Here is a 24,591-nt window from a genome sequence, read left to right as displayed (position 1 = left end):
AAATATAGCAAATTTATGATAGTTGTAATCGAATTGAAATTGGGTAATAAAACAAAAAATCCCATTCTTTCGAATAGGATTATGTTTAACGTGGAACAATTTTAGCATCCTGATTAAGGATTTCTTTTCCGTTTTGATAAATGGTTAAATTAGCTGGTGCTGAATCTTTTGTACCTAAAACCGTAATATAACACTGGTACAAGTAATTTCCTTTTTTAAAATCGTAATGGTTATTACCTCCTGTTCCATCGTGAAACCATTTTCCGTTGGTAATGATTAAATCCGGTTTTTCGCTCATCGATTGTTTTATCGACCATGAAGCATATCTGTAATTATCATTTCCTAAGTCATCAATTCGAACTCTGAATTTAGATGTTTCTATGATAATTTGTGGCTCTTTAAACTTAGCAATTGACTGGTGAAGTTTACTTTTTTCAGAAGCTATCAATTTGTTTTTGAGATCATTCTCCACTTTTGACTGATAAATAATAGAGAAAACTTTTCCGTCAGTATCCATCCACAAAGTACCCTGATTTAGCATTATGCCACGCCAGCCCACTTCTGACCAATTTTTTGCCGCATCCGATTGTGAAATTTCGGCTTTCAGTTTAGCATCAAAAATTTCAGCATATCTTTTTACAAGCTCTGCTTTATTCTTGATAGACGGAATTGGATTATCTCTTCTTAAAGGGTATTTAATAGCCTCGGCTACAGCCTCTTTCCTATCATTTTTTACATTATCAATAAATTTTTTAACAAACTTCTGATATTCGGGTCTCAAGTCCTGACCTGATGTATTTTGAGCCATAATGCCAATGAAGAGAACGTACAGTAACTTTTTCATAATTCCTATTTTACATAATGTTTTTATAGTAGATTCCAACATTTCATCAGAACCTTCAAATTCCACAATCTAACAATCAGTTAATGCTTGCTTTAAACATCTTCAACTCATCCCACGTAAACTCATCACCATACTTTTCTTTTAGCGGACTTAAAGATTCTTCACTATAAAACTCGAAAGCTTCACGCAAGGCCAGGATTTTATCATACGGTAAAACATCTGATATCTCGACTTTTTTAGCCTGAATTAGTTTAACCAAATGCATTTCAACTGTTTGCACTGTAAGTTTACGAATTCGGGCAATATCCTGAATCGAATTTTTCTCCATCCATAAATCATGGGTTTCTTCGATGGTTGTTTTCTTTTCGGCCTTTGGTGTGCTTTTATCTAATTTACGTGCCGTATAACGAACTGTAGGTTCTTCAGATTTAAAAATATCAGTGTTCGACATATTAAATTCCTCCCGGATCTTTGCAACCTTGTCAAATTTGTAGTTTTTAATCGCTGTAGACGACAATTTCTCTTTACAGATGGTTTCACCTGCCACGACAATTTCGATGAGTAATTTGGCCTTCATTAAGCGCAAAACAGCTTTTGTTTGCAAATCATCCAAAAAAGCGAGCTCTTCGTAGAACTCTTTTACTTTTTTAAATTTCTGAATTTCGGCCATTTTATTCAAAAGATCCGTAACCAGTTTGTCCATTGGTTTAAAAAAATAATCATAAGCTGCCACTACCCTTTCCTGTACAAAAAAGAGATCGACAGTTTCTTTATTGAAAATTTTGTTAAGCTGATTAACGAATTTTTGTGCAGGATCTGCTAACGAATCTATTATTTCTAAACGCTTATGTGCCCACGCAGAATGTTTTGATTTTTCAGAAGCAACTGCATTTTCGTTATAACTAAAACGGTGATTGCGCCACTCCTGAGCCAAATCAGCCCAATTAAAACTGTTAATCAAATAGTTATGAATAAAATTTTTAGTTTCAAAATGCAAAGAATGTTTTAAAACTTCTTCTGTTGCTTTGTTCAAAGCATAATCCATCACATCCTGATCGTTCGAAATACCATTCATTTGCAGCGGAGACAACAAAATAAGCCCATTTAAGGACGTTAAACGCGATAATGCTACATAGGCTTGTCCGGGTAAAAAAACTTGCGATACATCAAGCGCAGCTTTCTCAAAAGTTAAACCCTGACTTTTATGCACCGTAATTGCCCATGCCAGCTTAAGTGGATAATGTGCAAATGTGCCCAAAACTTCTTCTTCAACTTCTTTGGTGAGATCGTTTACTTTGTATCGGATATTTTTCCATTCGTATTTTTCAACTTCAATGGTTTTATCCTCCTCAGGAAAATGTATGAATATTTCTTCGGCCGAAAGTGACTTTACAACGCCCATTTTTCCGTTGAAATAACGCTTTTCAAAAGACAAATCATTTTTGACAAACATAACCTGAGCACCCACTTTAAGTTTCAAATTTTCCTCAACCGGAAAAATTTTCTCCGGAAAATCCCCCACAATAAACGGCTGATAAGCGAATTCATTTCCGGCTAAATCGCCAATTGCCTGCTCGTTAATCGAATCGGCCTTGGCATTATGCGTGGTAAGTGTAATATATCCGGGATTATTTTTTAAGTCAAAATCAGGTTTCACATATTCATTTAAAACCTGAATATCCTGAGGCGTAATCTGATTGTTACGAAGATTATTCAAAACCGAAATAAAAGTATCATCACTTTGTCTGTAAATCTTTGATAATTCAATATATAACGGCGGATATTGCTGAATTACATGCGAATGAAAAAAGAATTTTCCTTTGTAATAATTGCGTAAAGTTCGCCATTCTTCATCTCTGATAACTGGCGGAAGCTGTAACAAATCGCCAATAAAAAGTACCTGAACACCTCCAAAAGCACGGGTATTTTTACGTACCGTCTGCATCATAAAATCAATTGCATCCAACAGATCAGCGCGTAACATACTGACTTCATCGATAATCAAAAGCTCCATATTCCGGATTACGTTACGCTTCACATTATTCATTTTAAAGTGTCGACGTAAAGTTTCCTTATTCTCAAACTTCACTGTTTCAGTAAACTGGGAAGCCTCTTCGTATGATGGAATAAAGGCTGAAAATGGTAACTGAAACATCGAGTGAATTGTAACACCTCCGGCATTCAGCGCCGCAATTCCGGTTGGAGCCACAACCACAGTGTTTTTATGCGTAGTGGCAATAATTTCACGCAAAAGTGTAGTCTTCCCGGTCCCAGCTTTACCGGTCAGGAAAATAGATTTTTGCGTTTGATTGATGAATTGTAAAGTATAAGCTGCTGCTTCTGAAACGTTTTGCATTAGGCGTAAATTGAGAGCTAAAAGTATCGTATTTTTATAAAAGAAAAAACCTAAATCTTGACAGATTTAGGTTTTTAAATTTAGTTAGTTAGTCTGGTATTATTTTTTAGCTTCCTCTTTTACAGCTGGTTTTTCTTCTGTTTTTGGAGTCGCTTTATATTTGTCATTCAGAGCTTTAACGATATCTTTTGTGATATCGAATTTCTCTTCAGCATACAAAATTGAAGCAGCATCTCCAGTACCATAGATATAAGAATAACCGTTTTTCTTACCGTATTCTTTGATGAATTTCTTCACTCCACTTACCAAAGAATCCATTTCAACACCGCTTTCCTGTTGTAATTGTTGAGACAAAGCTTGTTGTGCATAACCCAATTGTTGTTCTCTTTTTTGTAATTCAGCACCTCTTTGTTGTGCCCACGCCTGACCGTTTGCTTGTGCCTGACTTTGAAAATTAGCAGCGTCTTGTTTAAAACGTGTAATCTCAGCTTGTAGTTGTCTTCCTTTTTCTTCTGCCTGAGCTTTGTATTTAGCTTCAAGGTCTTTTGCTTCAGTGTATTCTTTCATTAAAACTGAAGTATCTACGTAAGCTGTTTTTACTTCCTTAACTTCCGCAGTTTTGTCACTACATGAAACAGCGAAAATTGAAAGTGCGATAATTACTAATGCTTTTTTCATTTTTTTAAATCTCTATTTTTTTTTATTGTATTGAATGAAGACAAAAATATAAAAAAATAAATAGCATCAAACTAAAGTTTAAAAAATGCTATAATTTTATGATATTACTTTTATTTATTGAGGAGATTTTTACCATAAAATATCATTATTAAAAATGACTTTCACAGCCTTTTTTTAAGACGTTTTCTCAAAAATAACAACACAAATACTCGCCTTTCATTAGAAGACTCCTTAAACAAGCTTATTTTAAGTTTTAGGGTAATTTAAAGCGTAAATCCGTTAAGAATTGTTCTTTTTTACCGTTGCGCTTCATCTGATCGCAAAACCATAAAATTAATCCAGTCAAAAAAAATTATTTTTCAATTTTTGCATTCACAAAACAAAACTTAGCAAAAAAATGAAGCACTTTTCTAAAACCTCGAATTTCTAAAAAGAAACAACAAAATTTCCAGAAAAATGCTCCATTTTTACTGCATTAATTTTATTTATGGACTGGGATTTTACCATAAAAGATCACTATTAAAAGTGGCTTTAATAGCTTTTATTTAAAGCGATTTCTTAAAAAAGACAGCACAAACCCTCGCATTCCCTAAGAAAGCGCCTTAAATGCGCTTATTTTGCGTTTTAGCTGTTTTTTAAGACATAAATGTGCGATGAATACTCTTTTGTTCCCGATGCTTTTAAATTGGATCGCAAACCAATAAAAAAGGCCTTAATGAAATTCATTTTTCCCGTTTTGTATTTTTCAGATAAAAGACTAACATAAAATGAATCGAATTTCATCGGAAGCACTTTTTCTAATTTCATATCTACTTTTCCAAAAAGAGACTGAATGGCTTTTTTTGAGAAATGCCAAAAGTGAATTGGCACATCGTAAGCTGCCCAAAATTCATTGTAATATTTTGCATCAAACGATTTGAAATTTGGAACCGCAACAATTAAAGTTCCAGTTGGTTTCAATAAACGTTTTAATTCCTGAATTTGCAATTCTAAATTTGGCACATGTTCTAAAACGTGCCACATGGTAATTACATCAAAAGAATTATTTTCAAGAGCATCAATTCCATTTACAAAAGAAATTCCTTTTTCTATCGCAATATTTTTTGCTCTCTCGCTTGGTTCCACTCCAACAGTTTCCCAACCATCATTTTTTGCTGTCAACAAAAAATCTCCGGTTCCGGCACCAATATCTAAAATTCTACCTTTTTGAGATTGCTCCCCATTAATCAAATTCAGCTTATTTTTTAAAGCAATACTTTTTACAAAGTGATACGCTTTTTCGAACAAAGATCTTTTATTGTCGGTATGAGAAATATAATCTTCGCTTTCGTAATATTTTCCAAGATTTTCTAAAGCGGGTTGTGGAGAAGTAATCAGCATATCCAAAGTTTCATCGTAATATAGATCAAAAATTTCTTGAGATACAGAATGGTCTTTTACAGTAAGAAAATGTTTTTTGTTTAAAACGTTCATTTTTAATTATAGGTTTTTAATAGAATTTGGCAACGCGGTTGTTACATCACATATACTAATGCAACAAGTATTAATTAATTTGAAATGCTTTACTACGCATCTCACAGATTTTTTTAAATAGTTTTACGATTTTCTTCAAATTTAGCAAGTCTTCTCAAAGTAGTTTCACGTGGAACATTTTTTTATTTCAGATACCTTCTCTTCAAACAATCCAACTTAATAAAGTTCAAACCCCAAACCTGAAACTTGAAACTTGAAACAAAGAAAATCAAAACAAAGAAAATCAAAACAAATAAAGACGCACCTATTGGCACGTCTCTAATTTTTTATCTTCCCATGTAAATCAATAAAACAGAAATATCACTTGGTGACACACCGCTTATTCTCGAAGCCTGAGAAATAGTTACAGGACGAATCTTGCTTAACTTTTGTTTCGCTTCAATCGACATTGATTTAATTTTATCGTAATCGAAATTCTCCGGTATTTTCACTTCTTCCAAACGAGTTAGTTTATCCGCATTATTTCTTTCCTTTTCGATATAACCGGAATACTTCACCTGAATTTCTGCTTGCTCTAAAATTTCCTGATCCAGATTATTTTCTTCCACATACGCTTTCACTTTTTCAAACTTAAGCATATCCTCTAAATCAATTTGCGGACGAGAAAAAACTTTAAACATTTTATCTCCCTGTGTAATCGGAGCAGTTTCTTTAGCTTCCAAAATAGGATTTGTTTCTGTAACAGAAACACTGGTCTCTCTAAAAAAGGCAACCATCTTTTCAGATTCATTTAATTTCTTTTCCATTCGACGCAAACGCTTTTCAGAAGCAAGACCAATTTCGTGTGACATTGGCGTCAATCTAAAATCGGCATTATCCTGACGCAACAAAGTTCTATACTCTGCTCTAGAAGTAAACATGCGATAAGGTTCTTCTGTTCCTTTCGTAATCAAGTCATCAATCAATACTCCGATATAAGCTTCATCACGTTTCAAAATCAACGGCGCTTTTTCATGTACTTTCAAATGTGCATTTATTCCCGCCATCAAACCTTGAGAAGCCGCTTCTTCATATCCGGTTGTTCCGTTAATCTGTCCGGCGAAATATAATCCTTCTACTAACTTTGTTTCCAAAGTATGTTTCAATTGTGTCGGTGGGAAATAGTCATACTCGATTGCATAACCAGGACGAAAAAATTTCACATTCTCAAAACCGGCTACAGAACGCAATGCTTTAAATTGAATATCCTCCGGAAGTGAAGTTGAAAATCCATTCACATACACTTCGCAAGTATTCCACCCTTCCGGTTCCACAAATAATTGATGACGCTCTTTATCTGCAAAACGATTAATTTTATCTTCTATCGAAGGACAGTATCTTGGACCAAGACTTTTGATCCTTCCGTTAAACATTGGCGAACGATCAAAACCATCTCTCAAAATATCATGAACATCCAATGACGTATACGTCATGTAACAAGAACGCTGATGCGTTAACGGTGAAGTCAAATCAGAATAAGAAAACTTATCCGGCTTTGCATCACCTTTCTCTTCGTTCATTTTAGAATAATCCAAAGAACGTCCATCCACTCGTGGTGGCGTTCCAGTTTTCATTCTTCCCGCTTCAAATCCTGCGCGAACTAAATCTTCAGTAATTCCCGTTGCTGCACTTTCACCTGCTCGCCCTCCACCAAACTGTTTTTCTCCGATATGAATTAAACCGTTCAAAAAAGTTCCGTTCGTCAAAACAACAGACTTCGATCTAATCTCCACTCCCAACGAAGTTTTGATTCCCTTTATTTTACCATCCTCAATAATCAAACCTTTGACCATCTCTTGGTAGAAATCCAAATTTGGAGTTCCCTCCAACATCATTCTCCATTCTTCAGCAAAACGCATTCGATCACTTTGAACTCTTGGCGACCACATTGCCGGTCCTTTCGATTTATTCAACATCTTAAATTGAATAGCCGTTCGGTCAGAAACAATTCCTGAGTATCCGCCCAACGCATCAATCTCACGCACGATCTGTCCTTTTGCAATTCCTCCCATCGCAGGATTACAAGACATCTGTGCGATGTTCTGCAAACTCATTGTAACCAATAAAGTTTTGGATCCCAAATTTGCTGCCGCTGCCGCGGCCTCAGATCCTGCATGACCAGCACCAACTACAATAACATCGTATTCTTCTAAAAACATTTTGTTTTATTATTCTCTTCAAACCGTTTAAGGCGGTTCTCAGAATTAATTTTCTTTTCTTTTGTTCCACGTGGAACGTGGTTTTTCTTTTTCAAGTTTCAAATTTCAGGCTAAAGCTTCCTGGTTCAAAATACAAATTAAAAACTCCATTCAATTCTTAAACCTTTTTCTAAACCGAACCTCTATAATTTCCAAAGACTATTGTTTCACGTGAAACAATCTAAAGCCCTTCTTTACCAAAAATCAATCGTTCCACGTGGAACATTTAATTTTTTCATACACAGAATAAACTGTCTATTTTTATGTTCCACGTGAAACACTTTAATATAATAACCTTCTTCTACTCTTTAATGTTTCACGTGGAACACGTAAAACTAAATTTAAAAAAGGTAATTTATCTACTGTTCCACGTGAAACATAGCAATCTTTTCATCTTCTTTAGATCGCATTAACTCCGCTTCAGCATCACTTTTATCTTTATATCCACAGTAATGTAATATGCCGTGCGCTAAAACTCTCTTCAATTCTTCAGTAAAAGAAACATTAAAATCTTTAGCATTATCTTCTACTCTTTCAACAGAAACAAAAATATCCCCGTTAAGTTCGTTCCCAACTGTATAATCAAAACTGATTATATCTGTTAACGTATCATGATTTAGATACTCTACATTAATCTTATGAAGATACTCATCATCACAAAAAATGTAATTTATCTCTCCTTCGTTTTTGTTTTCAGAAACGATAACAGCACTTAACCAATCAGAAAAAGCTTGTTCGTTGTCTAAAGTAAATTCGGTTTCGTAATTAAAATTGATCATTTTGTATTAAAATATTCTTGAACTTTTTGATTAAAATTCGAGCGCAAAGGTAGTGATTGTCTGTTTAATATCTCCACACTGTTTAAATATTCCAGTAATGAACTCGGCAATGCATTTGTTCTGTTAGGAAATTCAGTCTTATTAGTTTCAGATTGACGCTTCGTATCTTGGCCTTGTTGTTGAACTGCGTTGTTTAATTTTAGTAATTCTTGTTGAATATTAAGAATACGCTGCAAGTTCTCATTCTTAAAACCTTTATTCAAAATTTGTTTTTCAGAAGCTTTCATCTGATCGATTACAGATTTACCTTGAGAATCTAATCCTTTTTTAGCAAGTTCTTTTTGCAAGGCTTCACGTAATTTTACTTGCTCTTTGTAAATTTCCATGATTGCTTCAGCATCTCCTTCTCCATCATTGTCCTTCATCTGCCCATTACTTTGTCCTCCATTCTTATTTCCCTGACCCGTTTTACCATCACCGTTTTTACCTTTACCATCCTTACCATTACTTTCTTTGCCTTCACCATTTTTTCCTTCGCCCGGTTTATCCCCCGGTTTATCCCCCGGTTTATCCCCCGGTTTTTCTCCTGATTTATCCCCAGGTTTATCTCCCGGTTTACTACCCGACTTCATCCCTTCTTTCATCTTATCTCCTAAACCTTTTTGTTTTTGGATAATATCCGGTAATTGCATTCCTTGTCCATCACCCGGTTTTGGTTTTCCAGATCCCGGCTTCGACATAGACATCTGCATATTATTTAATAAATCACTCAGAAAATCTGCCAACTTATTTGCAGAGGAAACTGCATACTGCTGATGCGATACTCCTTTTGGAACCTGAACATCGCTTAAACTTTCAATAGCTTTATCAATATTGTACTGTACATTTCCAATTTCTTTGGTTACATCTTCGGCGACTTTAGGGTTACGAAGTGATAAAGCAAACAAACTGTCATCCACATATCTGAACTGTTGTTTCAAATTTTGTTGAATTTTAATGTTCTTCGTATACGCTGACGAACCCAATTTCATTGTTCTAAATTGTTTCATTACATCTTCCTGCGACAAAGAATAGGCTAAAAGATTATCCAGAATCTGACGAAGCATAGCAACATCTTCTTCCATTTGTTCCTGTTCTCCACCTTCCATACCGGCATCCATTTGTTCTGCCATACTTTTCATTTTTTTAGCAGCACTCTTTTGCTTAGGTTTGGCTGATGCGGAATTCTTTTTACTCAATTCTTCTGAAGCTTTCTGCAAATCATTCTTCACCTCTTTTTCCTTTGAAGCATCATTCGGAATGTCAAGTGGAGCTTTTAATGTTTTGTTTTCTTCTTTCAGATTCTTTAAATCTTCCTGAATTTTATCAAACTCTTTATTAATATCTTCTTGTTTGTCCTGTGTATTTTCTTTGTCTTTATTTGAAAGCTGCTCTTGTTTCTCAGCTAGCTTGTTTAACTTTTCAGCAACTTGTTCTGCTTTCTTGGATACATAAAAACGCTTTGTCAATTCAACCAATTGTTCTAAATTACGGGATTGGTTTTTACTAATCTGTTTGAATTTTTCCATCTTATCAAACAGATCTTCGCTATTCAACTTGTCATTTAGATTCTTCAATTCCTCCATTAACTTCTGGTTTTTTTCCAAATCCTTTTCAGCATTGTCCAATCTCTTTTGCAAATCTTCAGCTGTTTTATCTTTCTTATCCGATTGAAACTTGTCCAGATTTTTATTCATCTTCTCTGTAAACTGTTTCATCAATTCGTCTTGTTGTTTCTGACGCTTGATAAAATCATTTACTTTTTGCTGATCTTTAAACTCTAAATTCTCTTTCTCTTTACCCGCTTTCTGAATCTTGTCCATCTCAGAAAACTGTTTCGTTTGATTCTTTAAAGACTTCTCCAAACTATTAATATTCTCATTCTGCTGTTGCAATTCCAGATCATGAATTTCATCAGTGGTAGCCACACGATCAGAAAACACAGAAGACTTTGTACTTTTGAAACCATGTGGTGCATCGTTATCAAAAACTTCAAAATAGTATTCATAAGATACTCCCTCCTGCACTGCCAGATTACTTGGAAAGTTAAAAACGAACTGATCAAATACTCCTGACTTCACAGGTATTGTTCCACGCTTGGCAGTGTTGGGTTTGTTTCTTTCATAATACACAACCTGTAATTTAGACAAACCATAATCATCGCCTAACCTGCCCAGAACATAATTTTTATCTAACTTCAAACTATCCGGAGCTGGTGCAACATGGATTGATGGGTGCTGATCTTTGATCACTGAGAGCTGATAATCCAATTTTTCATAGTTTTTAACCTTATTATTCGAGGTAAGAATTTGATATTCTGTATTTTGACTGATACTTTTAGCCAATTTAAACTCATTTTGGTCTCTATTAAACTTAAAAATTGAATTTTCGCCCTTCCAAACGATCTCCTGAGTAGATTGTGTTTTCATTTTCCAGGTTACCAAAGTTCCTTCAGGTAGAATTGCATTACCTGTTCCCTGAATAATTTCTACTTTCTTTTTTAAGTAAGATGGGAAATTAAGTACCATCTCGAAGTTCGCAATTGATGGAACTGTGATCACTTTCAATTCGTATTCTTCTGATGAAACTGTATTACCTTCAAAAGAGAAAGAAACATTTTCAACTGGTTTTTCTACTTTGAATTCAAACTTTCCCGGTTGAGAAGATTCCATAAAATAACTTTCATTCCCAATATGAATCATCACATTTTCGGGAACGATCTTACCAACAGATTCCATCTTGATAACAAAATCTTTGTTTTGTTCGGTTTGTAAATTCTGATTTAGAACAACAAATTTAAAAGGTGCCGGAGGTAAAAACGTGGCATTAAAGTGCACTACTCTATTTAAACTTTGCGAAATAATAGTACTGTTTCCTGAAATATAAAACACGGCAAAAAGCAAAACCGGAACGATTGCTAATGGCAAATACTTTTTGTTGTTGTTAAAATTAATAGCATTACCGAACGGAATCGGTTGTAATGAATTGGCTTTTTGTTCTATTGAAGCCAGCATTAATTCTGAACTTTCGGCTGTATTTCCTGAAGCCGATAATTGCAAAAAGTTAGTCAACTTATCACTTACTTCCGTAAAATGGTTCCCAATAATAGCCGAAGCCTGATTGTAATCTATTCCCTTTTGGAGTTTAAATAACTTAAAAATGGGAAATAAAATAAATCGAAACAAAAGAAAAACTTCTACTCCAACAAATAACCAAAACAATACGGTTCTTCCAAATGGTTTCAACCATAGAAAATACTCTATAAAAAGTGTAAAAAGAAAATACAATAATCCAAAACCAATAAAAAGAAGTCCTCCTTTTATCAATTCATTCGTATAATATTTTTTTATAAACGCTTCTAATTTTTGATATATGGCAGATGTTGTTTTCAAAATGAATCTCTTTTATTTATAACCTATAAAAGTAGTAATTTTAATAATACCTTTTAAGATTCTAAGTTACTAAGACGCTAAGCTTTTAGGAGGCAAAAATCTGAAATCGACATTCTAAAATCTAAAATCATAAACCGTATCTTTGCATCAAAATTTAAACAAATGTCAAAGCAAGTTCGTGTGCGTTTTGCACCAAGTCCAACTGGACCATTACATATTGGCGGTGTTCGTACTGCCCTATTTAATTATTTATTTGCAAAAAAACATAACGGTGTTTTTTATCTGAGAATTGAAGATACAGATCAGACTCGTTTTGTTCCAGGTGCTGAAGCTTATATTATGGAAGCGCTGGAGTGGTTAGGAATTGCTCCTGAAGAAACAGTTGGAAAAAATGAAAAATTTGGTCCCTACAGACAGAGTGATCGTAAAGAAATATACCAAAAATATGCCGATCAGTTGATTCAGTCTGGCTGGGCATATTATGCATTTGATACTCCGGAAGCATTGGATGCACACAGAAAGCAACACGAAGCTGAAGGAAAAACGTTTATATACAATCATCACAACCGTGAAAAGTTGGATACTTCTTTGGTAATTTCTACCGATGAAGCTGCGTCAAGAATTGCCAATGGAGAACATTATGTCATTCGTTTTAAAACTCCGGTTGACGAAACTTTACATTTAAAAGATATTATTCGTGGTGATGTAAAATTTGAAACCAATTTATTGGATGATAAAGTATTATTCAAAAGTGACGGAATGCCAACGTATCACTTAGCCAATATTGTAGATGATCATTTGATGGAAACTTCACATGTAATTCGTGGTGAAGAATGGCTTCCTTCTATGCCTCTTCACGTTTTATTATACAGAGCTTTTGGCTGGGATGCCCCTGAATTTGCACATTTACCTTTAATTTTAAAACCAATTGGAAATGGAAAATTATCTAAAAGAGACGGTGACAAATTAGGATTTCCTGTGTTTCCATTGGAATGGAAAACGGAAGAAGGCATTTCATCCGGATACAGAGAAAAAGGATTTTTCCCGGAAGCGGTTGTAAACTTCCTGGCTTTGTTAGGATGGAATGATGGAACGGACAAAGAAATATTCTCTTTAGAAGAATTAGTAGCCTCTTTTGATTTGAACAGAGTACATAAAGCGGGAGCAAAATTTGATCCTGAGAAAAATAAATGGTTCAACCATCAGCATCTTATCCAACAAAATGATGCCGATTTAGCAAAAAGCTTCTCTCCTATTTTAGAAGAAAAAGGCTTCTCTTCCTTCGTCTCCGCTCAGGAAGACATTGCAAAGCTTACAAGAATTGTTTCACTGATTAAGGAAAGAGCTAATTTTGTTTCAGAATTTTGGGATTTAACGGATTTCTTTTTCCAGGCACCAACGTCTTATGATGAAAAAGCAAGTAAAAACTGGAAGGAAGAAACACCTGCTTTAATGCAAGAATTAATTTCGGTTCTGGAAAATATTGAAGATTTTACTTCTGCCAATATTGAAACCATTGTAAAAGACTGGCTGACTAAAAATGAAATTGGTATAGGGAAAGTCATGCAGCCCTTCAGGCTTAGTTTGGTTGGAGCACTAAAAGGCCCTCACCTATTTGACATTGTTGAAATCATAGGAAAAGAAGAAACTATTTCAAGAATTCAAAAAGCAATTTCAACTTTATAATAAGAATTCCATTTAAAAATAGAAACGCTAGGTAACATCAAACAAATGTTCTTAGCGTTTTTTTAATGTTTTAAAATTTTAAATTGGAAGAATATTCGTAATTTACAACATCAAAAACTAAATCATTATCACCATGAACACAGCATTTATTATCATTTTAGTCCTGGCATTTTTTATACTAATGTCCTCCTTCTTTACCGTCAAACAACAATCGTCAGTAATTATAGAAAGATTTGGGAAATTTTTAAGCGTAAGAAATTCAGGATTGCAATTAAAAATTCCTTTGGTTGACCGATTGGCCGGACGTGTTAATCTTAAAATACAACAGTTAGATGTTATTATTGAAACCAAAACCAGAGACAACGTTTTCATAAAAATGAAAGTTTCGGTACAATTTAAAGTTATTCAGGAAAAAGTATACGATGCTTTTTATAAATTAGAATATCCACACGATCAGATTACAGCTTATGTATTTGATGTGGTACGTGCCGAAGTTCCAAAACTAAAACTGGATGACGTTTTTGAAAGAAAAGATGATATTGCGATTGCAGTAAAAAGAGAATTGAATGAAGCGATGACCACTTATGGTTATGATATCATCAATACTTTGGTGACTGATATTGATCCTGACATTCAGGTAAAAAATGCCATGAACAGAATTAATGCTGCTGACAGAGAAAAAACTGCTGCTGAATTTGAAGCCGAAAGTTCCAGAATCAGAATCGTTGCAAAAGCAAAAGCCGAAGCCGAAAGCAAACGTTTACAAGGTCAAGGTATTGCAGATCAGCGTCGTGAAATTGCCAGAGGTCTTGTAGAAAGTGTTGAAGTTTTAAACAATGTTGGTATCAATTCTCAGGAAGCTTCTGCCTTAATTGTAGTTACACAACATTATGATACGTTACAGGCAATTGGTGCTGATGCCAATTCGAACCTAATCTTGTTACCAAATTCTCCACAAGCCGGAAGTGATATGCTCAACAATATGGTTGCTTCGTTTACAGCTTCTAACCAGGTTGGTGAAATGATGAAAAAAACGAACAAGAAAATTGAAAAAATAAAACCAATCGAACCACAACAATCCGGTTATGAAGATGACATTCAACCGGAAATAAAATAATTTAAAAAAGAAAAAGAGGCTTATTTGCCTCTTTTTTTCTTTATAAACCAATTGATAATATAGGGTAAAATGGATTGTAAAATTTGTGGATATGAGTTAAAGAAATACTCTTTATAAGAAGAAAATACTCCGTTAATTACATTTTGTGGTGTTATAGACTCTTTAGTTTTTTGAAAACTTAATACTAATTTTTGGTAATTAATATCTTTCTCTAATTTCAGAATTTCCAAATCTCTCTCGATTTCAGCGTATGATGAATATTTTTTTGTCTCCATAATTAATCATTAAAAAATATTTCTGAAAATTTCTCTAAAATTGGTCCTTCTACAAACTTATCTTTTACAAAGAAAAGTAGTATTGTTGCCAAAAGATAGATCCCTCCTACTGTCAGGAATCCTAAAGTGTAACTTCCAAACAAATTACTAAAAGCGAATGCTGCTGCTACAGATCCAAAAAGTAATACCATTCCAACACACAATAATATCAAAGTAAACTTAAAAATCAGAGTGGTCGATTTCATTGCGACCTTAAAACCCCAAAGTTTATAGTAGGCCAAATGACTGTCGAGATAAATTTTAGCCTGATCCTGAATATTTTCAGTATTCTCTTTTAATTCTTCAAAAGCCATAGTTGTAGTTTTGGTTAAAAAAAGAAGCACAAAACTTATGATTTAAAAATTGTCATTTGGTTATTCTAAGAATAAAATAACCGAAACAATCCAACAAATCATTCTAAGCTTTGTGCTTCCGGATTATTATTTCTGAAGTTTAGCGTTTTGTGCTTTTAAATCAGCCAGTTTAGCTTCTAAGAAACTAATTACTTCTTCTGTTTTATAACTCATATTTGAAAGCAGCTCTCCATAAGTTCCGTCTAAATTTTCTTTTGCATGTGTAAACTTTTCACGCAGTACTTCAGAACTTGCTGAAAGTGAATCTTTTAAATTATGCGCCGCATCATCTAAACCTTCTTTCAGTTTAGCACGAGTTTTAGATCCTTTATCAGGAGCAAATAAAATTCCAATCGCTGCACCAGCGGCCGCAGCACCTATAATTGCTGCTACAGTATTTAGATTCTTTGACATAATATTTAATTTAAGTGATTAATAAAGGTACTCTTTTTTTAAACTATAAAATATTGACTTGATGTTATTTAATAAAAGTTAACACAAAATTTAATACGCATAAGCTACCGCTTCATACTTTCCATCTGCTTTTTCAACAATACTCACAAATGGATATCCATTTGAAGCCGATTTTGCTTTTATTCTCATAGCAGTCTGTTTCTGATTTGCAAGTGGCGACTCCCCTTTTGTCTTTGTTGACACTCCTGAAAAATTAGCCACCTGTTTCAAACCGGCTGTTTTCTCCTGAGGCAAAACGGTAACCAATTTGTAATCTGATTTAGAATCAACCAGAACTTTATCGGTTATTTTTTTAGTTTCTTTTGTTTCTTTATTGGTCAATTGTGAAACTGCGTACTTACTAATTTTCTGTTCTTCTCTACTCCCATCTAATGAATAATAAATTAAATCATTTTCCTGTTTGATGAAATTAACATCCAATTGTTCTCCATTGTGTTTTGTAATTTGGTGTGTTTGACCAATTGCAAGATTTGCAAATAAAAACGACAGTGTAATAATAATATTTTTCATAACTAAATAAATTTAAAATTGTTTACAGTCAAAAATTGAAAATCAAAATTTGAAACTATCAGTATGAATAATTCTATGATTTTTAACATTATGAAACTATTTTGAAAAAATACTTATCTCCTAAAATATTATCAAAATGAGATCACAATGAAAATTAGAATATAAAACGATTGGCAAGAATTCATTTTCAGAATTAAAACTAAAGTAAAAATGAATCATTTTTAAACTTTACCCCAACTCACTTTTCGATTCTCAGCTTTCGTTTTAAATTATCGAAAAACATTTTCAATTTGACATTTGCATAAAAATACGAACTTTATAAACAATTGTGTGTTAATAACCCGTTAAACTGAGAAAAATAACATCAAAAACTAAAATAAAGGCCGTAAATCAACGATTATTCAATAAATGAGTTATGATATGGAAGAAATAAAAAATTATTTTAAAACCACTCTATTAAAGCCATTTTTAATCTAAAACATCTATAAATTTTAAAAATAAAATAGTTTTTATAAATAATAGATAAAAACATAACAAAATTAAAATTTTATAATTAAAATAAATCATAAGCTAATTGGTTAAAATTCCCATTTAAATCTCTCTTTTGAACCAAATTTATCTTCCGTTTTACAAAAATTAGATAACTACGAATTTTATGAGCAATAATGGGTTCTTCGTCTAAAAATTCTACCCTAAAAATAGCTAAAATTAATATTAGCTTTATTTTTAAATCATTTTTTAAAAGATGATAAATAACTCCACTGATTATTTTTTCTGTCTTAAATTTAATTTATGAAAGTCATTTTTAATCTATAAAAACTATAAAATTAATATATTAAATAATTTTTATAAATAATAACTATAAACTTAATTATAATAAAACTTAATAGATAAAATTAATTAATATAGTTTTCACTTTTCATTTTGCTTCAAAAGTGATAAGATTGAATAAATTCTTTGGAAAATTTGCAAAACCAGTCGAATTCATAACTTTTTCCATAATCTAATGTTCAAAAGCAGCAAATCTGACTAAAATAAAAGCTAAAATTAAAATAAAGCTAAATTTTTAACTATTTTTATAAAGATGATAAATGAGTCGAAAGAAGTTTTTTTATAGCTTAAAATCAACTTATGAAGGCTATTTTCAATCTAAAACCTCTATATTTTTTTAAGTATTAATAGAAAATATAAATAATAAAAAAAACGCTTATAAAAAGCGCTTTTTAATAGATTATAATTATATTATTTTTGAATCATTTCAGAAAGAATTTCAATTTCTCTCTCCGAAGCATTTTTTGGAGGATTTGAATGTAACTTCAAAATATCTTCTTCAAATTGCTTTCTTAAACTTTCATTTTCTAAATCTCTTAAATTTAAAAGTGCTTTAGATCTCACATAAGTAGATTCACTGCGAAGAGACATCGTGTACAATTTTTTAATATCGTCTTCTTCAAAATCAGGAGATTTTAAACTTGAATATTTTAGGATAAACTGAGCAAACAACAATGATCCTTTGTTATTGTTAATATTCTTCTTTAAAGAATTTTGCAACAACGAAAAACTAGAAACATTTTTAATGCTCTCCCCTATTGCACTTTCAATAGCAATACGTTCTGCTTTTGTCTCCACTTTGAAATATTTATTGATATCCTTCAAAGAATTGTTGATACTATTTTCTTCTTTTTTACCCTTCTCTTCCCAGGCATCTTTTAGTCCAACCGTTTTGTTAAATACTAATTTTGAAGGAGTTGAATCTTTATCCACTGTAAAATAACCCAAACGTTGAAACTGAAATTTATCTTCATTTTGAGCTGTAGCCAAACTTGGTTCAACAAATCCTGTAATTATTTCTAACGAATTTGGGTTCACAAAATCTAAGAAATTTTTCTCTTTATAACTGTCCGGAGCTTCATCTGTAAACAAACGATCGTACATACGAACTTCTGCTTCAACTGCATGCTGAATGGAAACCCAATGTAAGGTCCCGGATACTTTTCTCTGACTTGCTTCTGTCCCGCTTCCGCTTAAAGAATCAGTGTCATAACTTACATGAATCTCTGTAATATTACCTTCTGAATCTTTTATAACACTTTCTCCTTTAATGATATAAGCATTTTTTAAACGTACTTCTTTTCCTAAAGTAAGACGGAAAAATTTAGCAGGGGCTTCTTCTAAAAAGTCTTCTCTTTCGATATATAATTCACGTGAAAAAGGTACTTTTCTGAAACCTGCATTTTCATCTTCCTGATTATTTTCGGCTTCCAACCACTCCTCTTTTCCTTCAGGATAATTTGTTATTACCAATTTTACCGGATCTAAAACGGCCATTACACGTGGTGCAATTTTGTTCAAATCTTCACGGATACAGAATTCTAAAACCGATACACTGATCAGGTTATCACGTTTTGCAATACCAATTGTATTAGCAAAATTACGCAAAGATGCAGCAGTATAACCTCTTCTTCTTAGTCCCGAAATGGTTGACATTCTAGGATCATCCCAACCGTTAACATGCTTTTCCTTAACTAGTTGCTGTAATTTTCTTTTACTTACAACTGTATGCGAAAGATTACGTCTGGCAAATTCTCTCTGCTTCGGACGTAGTTTATTATCTTCAAAAATTTGGTCTAAAAACCAATCGTATAATTCACGGTGAGGCAAAAATTCCAGTGTACAAAATGAGTGTGAAATGCCTTCCAAATAATCACTTTGTCCATGTGCCCAATCGTACATTGGGTAGATTTTCCAGTTATCCCCTGTTCTATGATGATGTTTGTGTAAAATTCTGTACATGATAGGATCACGCATCAACATATTGGTTGATTTCATGTCTATTTTGGCACGAAGAATATGAGTACCAGCCTCAAATTCACCATTTTTCATTCTTTCAAACAGGTCTAAATTCTCTTCAACTGAACGATTTCTGTACGGACTATCAGTTCCTATCGTTGACGGAGTTCCTTTTTGAATCGCCATTTCTTCTGAAGACTGACTGTCTACATAAGCTTTATCTTTCTTAATTAACAGAACTGCCCAATCGTATAATTGCTGAAAATAATCTGAAGCATAACGTTCTTCTGACCAGGTATATCCCAGCCATTCTACATCTTTTTTTATAGCATCAACAAACTCCTGTTCTTCTTTTTCGGGATTTGTATCGTCAAAACGTAAATTTACAGGTGACTGATAATCAATTCCCAAACCAAAATTTAATGCAATAGAACTTGCATGCCCAATGTGCAAATATCCATTTGGTTCTGGTGGAAAACGAAAATGAAGTTTAGTTTTAGAAAGACCTGATTTTAGATCTTCCTCTATGATTTGTTCAATAAAATTGAGTGATTTCTCTTCTGATGCCATTATTTTATAGTAATTTTAGCAAAGATAAAAAAAAGGTTTCAGGTTTCAGGTTTAAAGTCATTTAAGTGTCGTTGAACCTGAAACTTTAAACTTTAAACAATAAGAAAATGGGAGTTATAAAATTAAAAAACATCCGTACTTTTTCCTACCATGGATGTTTAATTGAAGAAGGAAAAATTGGATCTGATTACACGGTTGATCTAAAAATCAAAACTAATTTACAAAAATCTGCACAAACAGATCATTTGTTAGATACTGTTGATTACGTTCATTTGAACAAAATTGTAACCGAAGAAATGGCAATTCGCTCTCATTTATTAGAGCATGTAGCCAAAAGAATCAATATTCGTGTACTTTCGGAGATTGAAATGATAGAAAAAACTACTGTTTGGGTTTCTAAGATAAATCCTCCTATTGGTGGTGATGTTGAAACAGTTACTATAAAAATGACGGAAACGAGAAAATAATTTTTTCTTTAAAAATGCTAATTTTTTAAAATAGTTACTTTGAAACTTTTGAAATTTAAAGATTTTAGTTACTTTTGCCATCCGTTCAAGTAATGGCGTCGTGGCCGAGCGGCTAGGCTGGGCTCTGCAAAAGCTCCTACTCCGGTTCGAATCCGGACGATGCCTCTAAAACCTCTAAAGAAATTTAGAGGTTTTTTTTATGTTTAATTTTTAGAAAAAATTAGATAAAGATTTATGTTCGAATCCGGACAATACCTCAAAAAGAGATACAGAAATGTGTCTTTTTTTTATGGTAATTTTTAGAAAAAATTAGATAAAGATTTATATTCGAATCCGAACAATACCTCAAAAAGAGATACAGAAATGTGTCTTTTTTTTATGGTAATTTTTAGAAAAAATTAGATAAAGATTTATATTCGAATCCGAACAATATCTCAAAAAGAGATACAGAAATCTATCTCTTTTTTTATGTCTAAATTTTCCATCAATCTTGTCATTTCAACGTAAGGAGAAATCTTAGCAATTAACTATGCAACAATTATCCAATCTTTGTCGAGCTTCTTACTAAGATTTCTCGTTCCTCGAAATGACAAAATTTACGCAAAATAACGTTGTTAACAATAGCAAACCGGACAGGTTTTTGAAACCTGTCCGGTTTAGCAACGAAGTAAATATTCGTAACAATTGTCAATCTTTGTCGAGCTTCTTACTAAGCTTTCTCGTTCCTCGAAATGACAAAGTTTACGCAAAATAACATTGTCAACAATAACAAACCGGACAGGTTTTAAAAACCTGTCCGGTTTATATTTAGTACAATTACACAATCTTGTCGTTCTTCGTTCCTCAGAACGAAAAAAAACATTATAAACATAAAAAAACCTCTGATATACAGAGGTTTAATTTTATAATTTGGAGTTATTAACAACTTACTTTTCAATCTTTTCGAAAGCGTTTTTAACCATTTCTTTCTCTTTCGGAAACCAACCCTGAATCATTAAAACAACACCAAAAACCATCAATACAATACTAATACCTTTTTTAATTTTTAGGATATTCGTAGGTGTCATTTTTGATTTTAATTGTTTGGCTAATAATATTTTAAGGCAATCAACTACTAAATAGGTAATGATAACCGAAGTAAAAAAAGTAAACATTCTCGAATTTTGCATTTCTAATTTTGGACCAACAGAAATAATAACGGCTAACCAAAAACCAAGAACACCAATGTTAATAACGTTCAATAAAAAGCCTTTTACAAATAAACTACCATAGTTTCTTTTAATAATATCACGATCGATTTCTTCGTCGTTTATTTTTGCTTCTTTCTTTAGTCTTACGAAAGAAATTATACCGTACGCCAGCATAATAATTCCGCCAAAAATAAAAAGAGCAGGTTTGTCTTTTAAACTCTGAATCAGTCTGTAACTTCCCAAGTAGGCAATTGCAATAAAGAAAATATCACCTAATACTACACCAAGATCAAAAACTAATGCAGCTCTGAATCCTTTCGTAATACTGGTTTCCAATAGTATAAAAAATACCGGACCTACCATAAAACTTAAAAAAAGTCCCCATGGCAGTCCAGCCAAAATATCATTTATCATTCAAATACAATTTCTTATTTTACTTCTTCAATTTTACCTCCAAAAACCGTTTTTTGATTTATTTGCTTCGGTTTTCCATAAATGTAAATAGAGCCTCCTGCGCTCACTTTTGCATCAACAAGGGTTGAAGCATTCACATCTGCTTTTCCTCCCGCAGAAACGCTTACTTTCGTTTGTGAGGTCTTTAATTTACTTGCCAACAAATAACCACCGGCTCCAAGACCTGCATCCTGATTATCGGCTTTACCACTTAAAGTAATTGAACCACCGGAAACGGAGCTTACATTAAGTTTATCAACATTTAATTCAACATTAATCGTTCCGCCTTCTTGTGCACTTACTTTAAATACCGTTGCTTTTATAACATCTTTACTACTAACACTAGCTCCTTCATTAACATCTATAAGCTCTAAACGTTTGTAATATACGGTAATATCCAAATCATTTCCTGATAATAACTTAGGAAAAGGCATTCTTAATTTTAATAAACCTTTCTTGTTAACAACTTCGACTTCTGATTCTCTTGCTCCCTTAATTACAATCTTATTTTCTGAAGACTGAACTAATTTTACACTTAACTTATCAAATACTTTAACCGAATCAAAATCACCTAACTCTTTAGTAACCTGACCAAAAGACATCTGAACCAATAAAATTGCAGCTACTATAATTAACTTTTTCATACTTCTATTCTTTTAAATTAAACTTCTATTCTGCTCTTCTTAAAAAATGAAAATCCAACTGTTTTTTAACTAAATCAGCATTTTTAACTTTTACATAAATTTCGTCTCCTAATTGTAAAATGCTGTTTGAAGTGGCTCCAACTAATGCATATTGTTTTTCATCGAAAGTATAATAATCATCTTTTATCTCTCTGATTCTTACCATTCCTTCGCATTTGTTGGAAACAATCTCCACATAAATTCCCCATTCCGTAACACCAGAAATAACACCAAGAAATTCCTCGTCCTGGTGATCCTGCATGTATTTCACCTGCATGTATTTGATACTGTCACGCTCAGCATTAGTGGCTAAACTTTCCATATTCGAACAATGTAAACATTTTGTTTCGTAGGCTTCTTCATCTACAGAAGCTCCATTGTCTAAATAATACTGCAGCAAGCGGTGTACCATAACGTCCGGATAACGACGAATTGGTGATGTAAAATGGCTGTAATAATCAAAAGCTAAACCATAGTGACCAATATTCTCTGTCGAATATTTCGCTTTACTCATACTTCTGATCGCCAGAGTATCAATTAAATTCTGCTCTTTTTTACCATTTACTTCTTCCATCAAAGCATTCAGTGATTTCGAAATATCTCCTTTGTTTCTAAAATCTATTTTATAACCAAATTTAGCAATTAAGGTTTGCATCGCAATTAATTTGTCTTCGTTAGGTTCATCATGGATTCTGTAAACGAATGTTTTCTTTTGTTTACCAATGTATTCTGCTACTTTTCTGTTGGCCAAAAGCATAAATTCTTCGATCAGATGATTGGCATCTTTTGAAATTTTGAAATACACTCCTTCCGGTTCTCCTTCTTCATCCAGGTTGAATTTTACTTCGACTTTATCAAAAGAAATAGCACCATTGGCCATTCTTTTTCTTCTTAAAATCTTTGCTAACTCATCTAATTTTAAAGTGGCTTCCGTAATTTCATCAGAAACCGTATACGATTCTCCGGTAATTGAGATATCAACAGGAATTGTATTGTCTTTTGTTTCAATTATATACTGTGCTTCTTCGTATGCAAATCGCTGATCAGAATAAATCACAGTTCTTCCAAACCATTGGTTAATAACCTGTGCAGTTGGAGAAACTTCAAAAATAGCTGAGAAAGTATATTTCTCTTCATTTGGACGTAATGAACAGGCAAAATTAGACAATACTTCCGGAAGCATTGGTACTACCCTATCGACCAAATAAACCGAAGTGGCACGTTGATAGGCCTCATCATCTAAGATTGTTCCTTCTTCCAGGTAATAGGAAACGTCGGCAATATGAATTCCAATTTCATAATTTCCATTCTCTAACTTTTTGAAAGATAAGGCATCATCAAAATCTTTAGCATCTTTCGGATCTATCGTAAACGTAAGTGTATCACGCATATCACGACGTTTTGCAATCTCAGCTTCCTGAATTGAGGTATCAATTTTTTGAGCATAAACTTCTACTTCTACCGGAAAATCTGCCGGTAAACCGTATTCGGCCAAAATCGCATGAATCTCCGTATTGTGTTCTCCGGGTTTTCCTAAAACTCTTAATACAGATCCAAACGGACTATCGGCTCTTTTAGGCCAATCTTCAATACCAACTAAAACAACGTCACCATTTTCTGCTTCTCCCAGTTTATCTTTTGGAATAAAAATATCCGTATACATCTTAGGGTTTGCGGTAGATACAAAGGCAAAATTGGCCTGAATATCAATTACTCCAACAAACTCCGTTTTGTTTCTTTCGATTACGCTAATTACTTCACCTTCAGGTCTTTTACCTTTTCTTCGGTTGTAAACATAAACTTTTACTTTGTCTTTGTCTAAAGCTCTGTTTAAATTATTGGTTGGAATAAATACATCTTCGCTAAACTCATCACAAATAAAATATGCCGTTTTCCTACTGGTCATATCAATTGTGCCTTCGTAATAATCCTGACTTTCGGCTTTTACTAAATATTTACCCGGTTCTGATTCAATAATTTTCTTTGAAGCAGCCAGAATTTTTAAATCTTTTATAATTTGATTTCTGCTTTTAGTATCGTCAAGTTCAAGTTTTGCTGCTATTTGTTTGTAGTTGAATCCTTTATTAGGGCTTTGCGATAAAATTTTTACTATTTTACTAGAGAAATCTTTCTCTTTTTTTATCGGCTTTCTAATTTTCTTACTCATATATCTTTTCTTAAAAGTT

Annotated in this window: 18 protein-coding genes and 1 tRNA gene; 4 read left to right on the top strand and 15 right to left on the bottom strand. The window is 33.0% G+C overall.

What is annotated here, in order from left to right:
* Nucleotides 1–85: 85 nt before the first annotated feature.
* The 7 genes from BHE19_RS05380 to BHE19_RS05350 form a co-directional block, all read right to left on the bottom strand.
* Nucleotides 86–844, bottom strand: coding sequence for a hypothetical protein (locus BHE19_RS05380; protein WP_233431357.1), 759 nt, complete (start codon nucleotides 842–844; stop codon nucleotides 86–88).
* A 76-nt stretch (nucleotides 845–920) separates the two neighbouring features.
* Nucleotides 921–3,200 carry a helix-turn-helix domain-containing protein gene (locus tag BHE19_RS05375; protein WP_070906242.1) on the bottom strand — a complete coding sequence of 760 codons (2,280 nt, stop codon included), beginning with the start codon at nucleotides 3,198–3,200 and terminating at the stop codon, nucleotides 921–923.
* A 99-nt stretch (nucleotides 3,201–3,299) separates the two neighbouring features.
* Nucleotides 3,300–3,878 (bottom strand): OmpH family outer membrane protein, encoded by a 579-nt coding sequence (locus tag BHE19_RS05370; RefSeq protein ID WP_017495761.1) that lies wholly within the window; start codon nucleotides 3,876–3,878, stop codon nucleotides 3,300–3,302.
* Nucleotides 3,879–4,502: 624 nt separating this feature from the next.
* Nucleotides 4,503–5,351 carry a class I SAM-dependent methyltransferase gene (locus BHE19_RS05365; RefSeq protein WP_070906241.1) on the bottom strand — a complete coding sequence of 283 codons (849 nt, stop codon included), beginning with the start codon at nucleotides 5,349–5,351 and terminating at the stop codon, nucleotides 4,503–4,505.
* A 326-nt stretch (nucleotides 5,352–5,677) separates the two neighbouring features.
* Nucleotides 5,678–7,549, bottom strand: a complete 1,872-nt coding sequence (gene mnmG, locus BHE19_RS05360) for a tRNA uridine-5-carboxymethylaminomethyl(34) synthesis enzyme MnmG (protein WP_070906240.1) — start codon at nucleotides 7,547–7,549, stop codon at nucleotides 5,678–5,680.
* Nucleotides 7,550–7,947: 398 nt separating this feature from the next.
* Nucleotides 7,948–8,367: an rRNA maturation RNase YbeY gene (gene ybeY, locus BHE19_RS05355; RefSeq protein WP_017495758.1), complete on the bottom strand. Its 420-nt coding sequence runs from the start codon at nucleotides 8,365–8,367 to the stop codon at nucleotides 7,948–7,950.
* On the bottom strand, nucleotides 8,364–11,798 hold the full coding sequence (locus tag BHE19_RS05350; RefSeq protein WP_070906239.1) for a hypothetical protein: 3,435 nt from the start codon (nucleotides 11,796–11,798) through the stop codon (nucleotides 8,364–8,366). Before BHE19_RS05350 ends, ybeY begins: the two co-directional genes overlap by 4 nt.
* 162 nt (nucleotides 11,799–11,960) lie before the next feature.
* On the opposite strand from BHE19_RS05350, the gene gltX reads away from it, so the two are divergent.
* The gene (gene gltX / locus BHE19_RS05345) at nucleotides 11,961–13,484 is read left to right on the top strand and encodes a glutamate--tRNA ligase (RefSeq protein WP_070906238.1); all 1,524 of its coding nucleotides are present in this window, start codon (nucleotides 11,961–11,963) and stop codon (nucleotides 13,482–13,484) included.
* A gap of 133 nt (nucleotides 13,485–13,617) precedes the next feature.
* Entirely contained in the window at nucleotides 13,618–14,601 is a 984-nt protein-coding gene (locus tag BHE19_RS05340) for an SPFH domain-containing protein (protein WP_017495755.1), read from the top strand.
* Between the two features lie 20 nt (nucleotides 14,602–14,621).
* Here the strand turns inward: BHE19_RS05340 and BHE19_RS05335 are convergent, their stop codons facing one another.
* The 5 genes from BHE19_RS05335 to BHE19_RS05315 all read right to left on the bottom strand — a co-directional run bounded on the left by BHE19_RS05335 (nucleotide 14,622) and on the right by BHE19_RS05315 (nucleotide 19,612).
* Nucleotides 14,622–14,876 carry a DUF6327 family protein gene (locus BHE19_RS05335; protein ID WP_017495754.1) on the bottom strand — a complete coding sequence of 85 codons (255 nt, stop codon included), beginning with the start codon at nucleotides 14,874–14,876 and terminating at the stop codon, nucleotides 14,622–14,624.
* Nucleotides 14,877–14,878: 2 nt separating this feature from the next.
* Nucleotides 14,879–15,229: a hypothetical protein gene (locus BHE19_RS05330; RefSeq protein ID WP_017495753.1), complete on the bottom strand. Its 351-nt coding sequence runs from the start codon at nucleotides 15,227–15,229 to the stop codon at nucleotides 14,879–14,881.
* Nucleotides 15,230–15,355: 126 nt separating this feature from the next.
* On the bottom strand, nucleotides 15,356–15,682 hold the full coding sequence (locus BHE19_RS05325; protein WP_017495752.1) for a YtxH domain-containing protein: 327 nt from the start codon (nucleotides 15,680–15,682) through the stop codon (nucleotides 15,356–15,358).
* A 90-nt stretch (nucleotides 15,683–15,772) separates the two neighbouring features.
* Entirely contained in the window at nucleotides 15,773–16,252 is a 480-nt protein-coding gene (locus BHE19_RS05320; protein ID WP_070906237.1) for a hypothetical protein, read from the bottom strand.
* Nucleotides 16,253–17,494: 1,242 nt separating this feature from the next.
* Nucleotides 17,495–19,612 carry a glutamine--tRNA ligase/YqeY domain fusion protein gene (locus tag BHE19_RS05315; RefSeq protein ID WP_070906236.1) on the bottom strand — a complete coding sequence of 706 codons (2,118 nt, stop codon included), beginning with the start codon at nucleotides 19,610–19,612 and terminating at the stop codon, nucleotides 17,495–17,497.
* Between the two features lie 107 nt (nucleotides 19,613–19,719).
* Here BHE19_RS05315 and folB point away from each other — a divergent pair, with 107 nt between their 5' ends.
* Together folB and BHE19_RS22725 are read left to right on the top strand one after the other, a co-directional pair.
* Entirely contained in the window at nucleotides 19,720–20,079 is a 360-nt protein-coding gene (folB, locus tag BHE19_RS05310) for a dihydroneopterin aldolase (protein WP_017498764.1), read from the top strand.
* 94 nt (nucleotides 20,080–20,173) lie between these two features.
* A tRNA-Cys gene (locus tag BHE19_RS22725) sits at nucleotides 20,174–20,244 on the top strand.
* A 761-nt stretch (nucleotides 20,245–21,005) separates the two neighbouring features.
* Here the strand turns inward: BHE19_RS22725 and BHE19_RS05305 are convergent.
* From BHE19_RS05305 to rnr, 3 genes are read right to left on the bottom strand one after another with little or no spacing between them, the layout of a single operon-like run.
* Nucleotides 21,006–21,683, bottom strand: coding sequence for a LysE family translocator (locus BHE19_RS05305; RefSeq protein ID WP_070906235.1), 678 nt, complete (start codon nucleotides 21,681–21,683; stop codon nucleotides 21,006–21,008).
* A 14-nt stretch (nucleotides 21,684–21,697) separates the two neighbouring features.
* Complete coding sequence (locus BHE19_RS05300; protein WP_017498762.1) at nucleotides 21,698–22,366, bottom strand: head GIN domain-containing protein; 669 nt, start codon at nucleotides 22,364–22,366, stop codon at nucleotides 21,698–21,700.
* 25 nt (nucleotides 22,367–22,391) lie between these two features.
* Nucleotides 22,392–24,572, bottom strand: coding sequence for a ribonuclease R (rnr, locus tag BHE19_RS05295; RefSeq protein WP_070906234.1), 2,181 nt, complete (start codon nucleotides 24,570–24,572; stop codon nucleotides 22,392–22,394).
* Nucleotides 24,573–24,591 lie beyond the last annotated feature (19 nt).

It is taken from the genome of Flavobacterium tructae (assembly GCF_001853485.1).
In the GTDB taxonomy this organism is placed as follows: domain Bacteria; phylum Bacteroidota; class Bacteroidia; order Flavobacteriales; family Flavobacteriaceae; genus Flavobacterium; species Flavobacterium tructae.
Note: the sequence above shows the minus strand (reverse complement) of the source record. Positions and strands in the feature narration are given on the sequence as shown.

Coding starts and splice junctions, on each gene's coding strand:
- BHE19_RS05380 (WP_233431357.1), bottom strand. CDS start 844: ATGAAAAAGTTACTGTACGTTCTCTTCATTGGCATTATGGCTCAAAAT.
- BHE19_RS05375 (WP_070906242.1), bottom strand. CDS start 3,200: ATGCAAAACGTTTCAGAAGCAGCAGCTTATACTTTACAATTCATCAAT.
- BHE19_RS05370 (WP_017495761.1), bottom strand. CDS start 3,878: ATGAAAAAAGCATTAGTAATTATCGCACTTTCAATTTTCGCTGTTTCA.
- BHE19_RS05365 (WP_070906241.1), bottom strand. CDS start 5,351: ATGAACGTTTTAAACAAAAAACATTTTCTTACTGTAAAAGACCATTCT.
- mnmG (WP_070906240.1), bottom strand. CDS start 7,549: ATGTTTTTAGAAGAATACGATGTTATTGTAGTTGGTGCTGGTCATGCA.
- ybeY (WP_017495758.1), bottom strand. CDS start 8,367: ATGATCAATTTTAATTACGAAACCGAATTTACTTTAGACAACGAACAA.
- gltX (WP_070906238.1), top strand. CDS start 11,961: ATGTCAAAGCAAGTTCGTGTGCGTTTTGCACCAAGTCCAACTGGACCA.
- BHE19_RS05340 (WP_017495755.1), top strand. CDS start 13,618: ATGAACACAGCATTTATTATCATTTTAGTCCTGGCATTTTTTATACTA.
- BHE19_RS05335 (WP_017495754.1), bottom strand. CDS start 14,876: ATGGAGACAAAAAAATATTCATCATACGCTGAAATCGAGAGAGATTTG.
- BHE19_RS05330 (WP_017495753.1), bottom strand. CDS start 15,229: ATGGCTTTTGAAGAATTAAAAGAGAATACTGAAAATATTCAGGATCAG.
- BHE19_RS05325 (WP_017495752.1), bottom strand. CDS start 15,682: ATGTCAAAGAATCTAAATACTGTAGCAGCAATTATAGGTGCTGCGGCC.
- BHE19_RS05320 (WP_070906237.1), bottom strand. CDS start 16,252: ATGAAAAATATTATTATTACACTGTCGTTTTTATTTGCAAATCTTGCA.
- BHE19_RS05315 (WP_070906236.1), bottom strand. CDS start 19,612: ATGGCATCAGAAGAGAAATCACTCAATTTTATTGAACAAATCATAGAG.
- folB (WP_017498764.1), top strand. CDS start 19,720: ATGGGAGTTATAAAATTAAAAAACATCCGTACTTTTTCCTACCATGGA.
- BHE19_RS05305 (WP_070906235.1), bottom strand. CDS start 21,683: ATGATAAATGATATTTTGGCTGGACTGCCATGGGGACTTTTTTTAAGT.
- BHE19_RS05300 (WP_017498762.1), bottom strand. CDS start 22,366: ATGAAAAAGTTAATTATAGTAGCTGCAATTTTATTGGTTCAGATGTCT.
- rnr (WP_070906234.1), bottom strand. CDS start 24,572: ATGAGTAAGAAAATTAGAAAGCCGATAAAAAAAGAGAAAGATTTCTCT.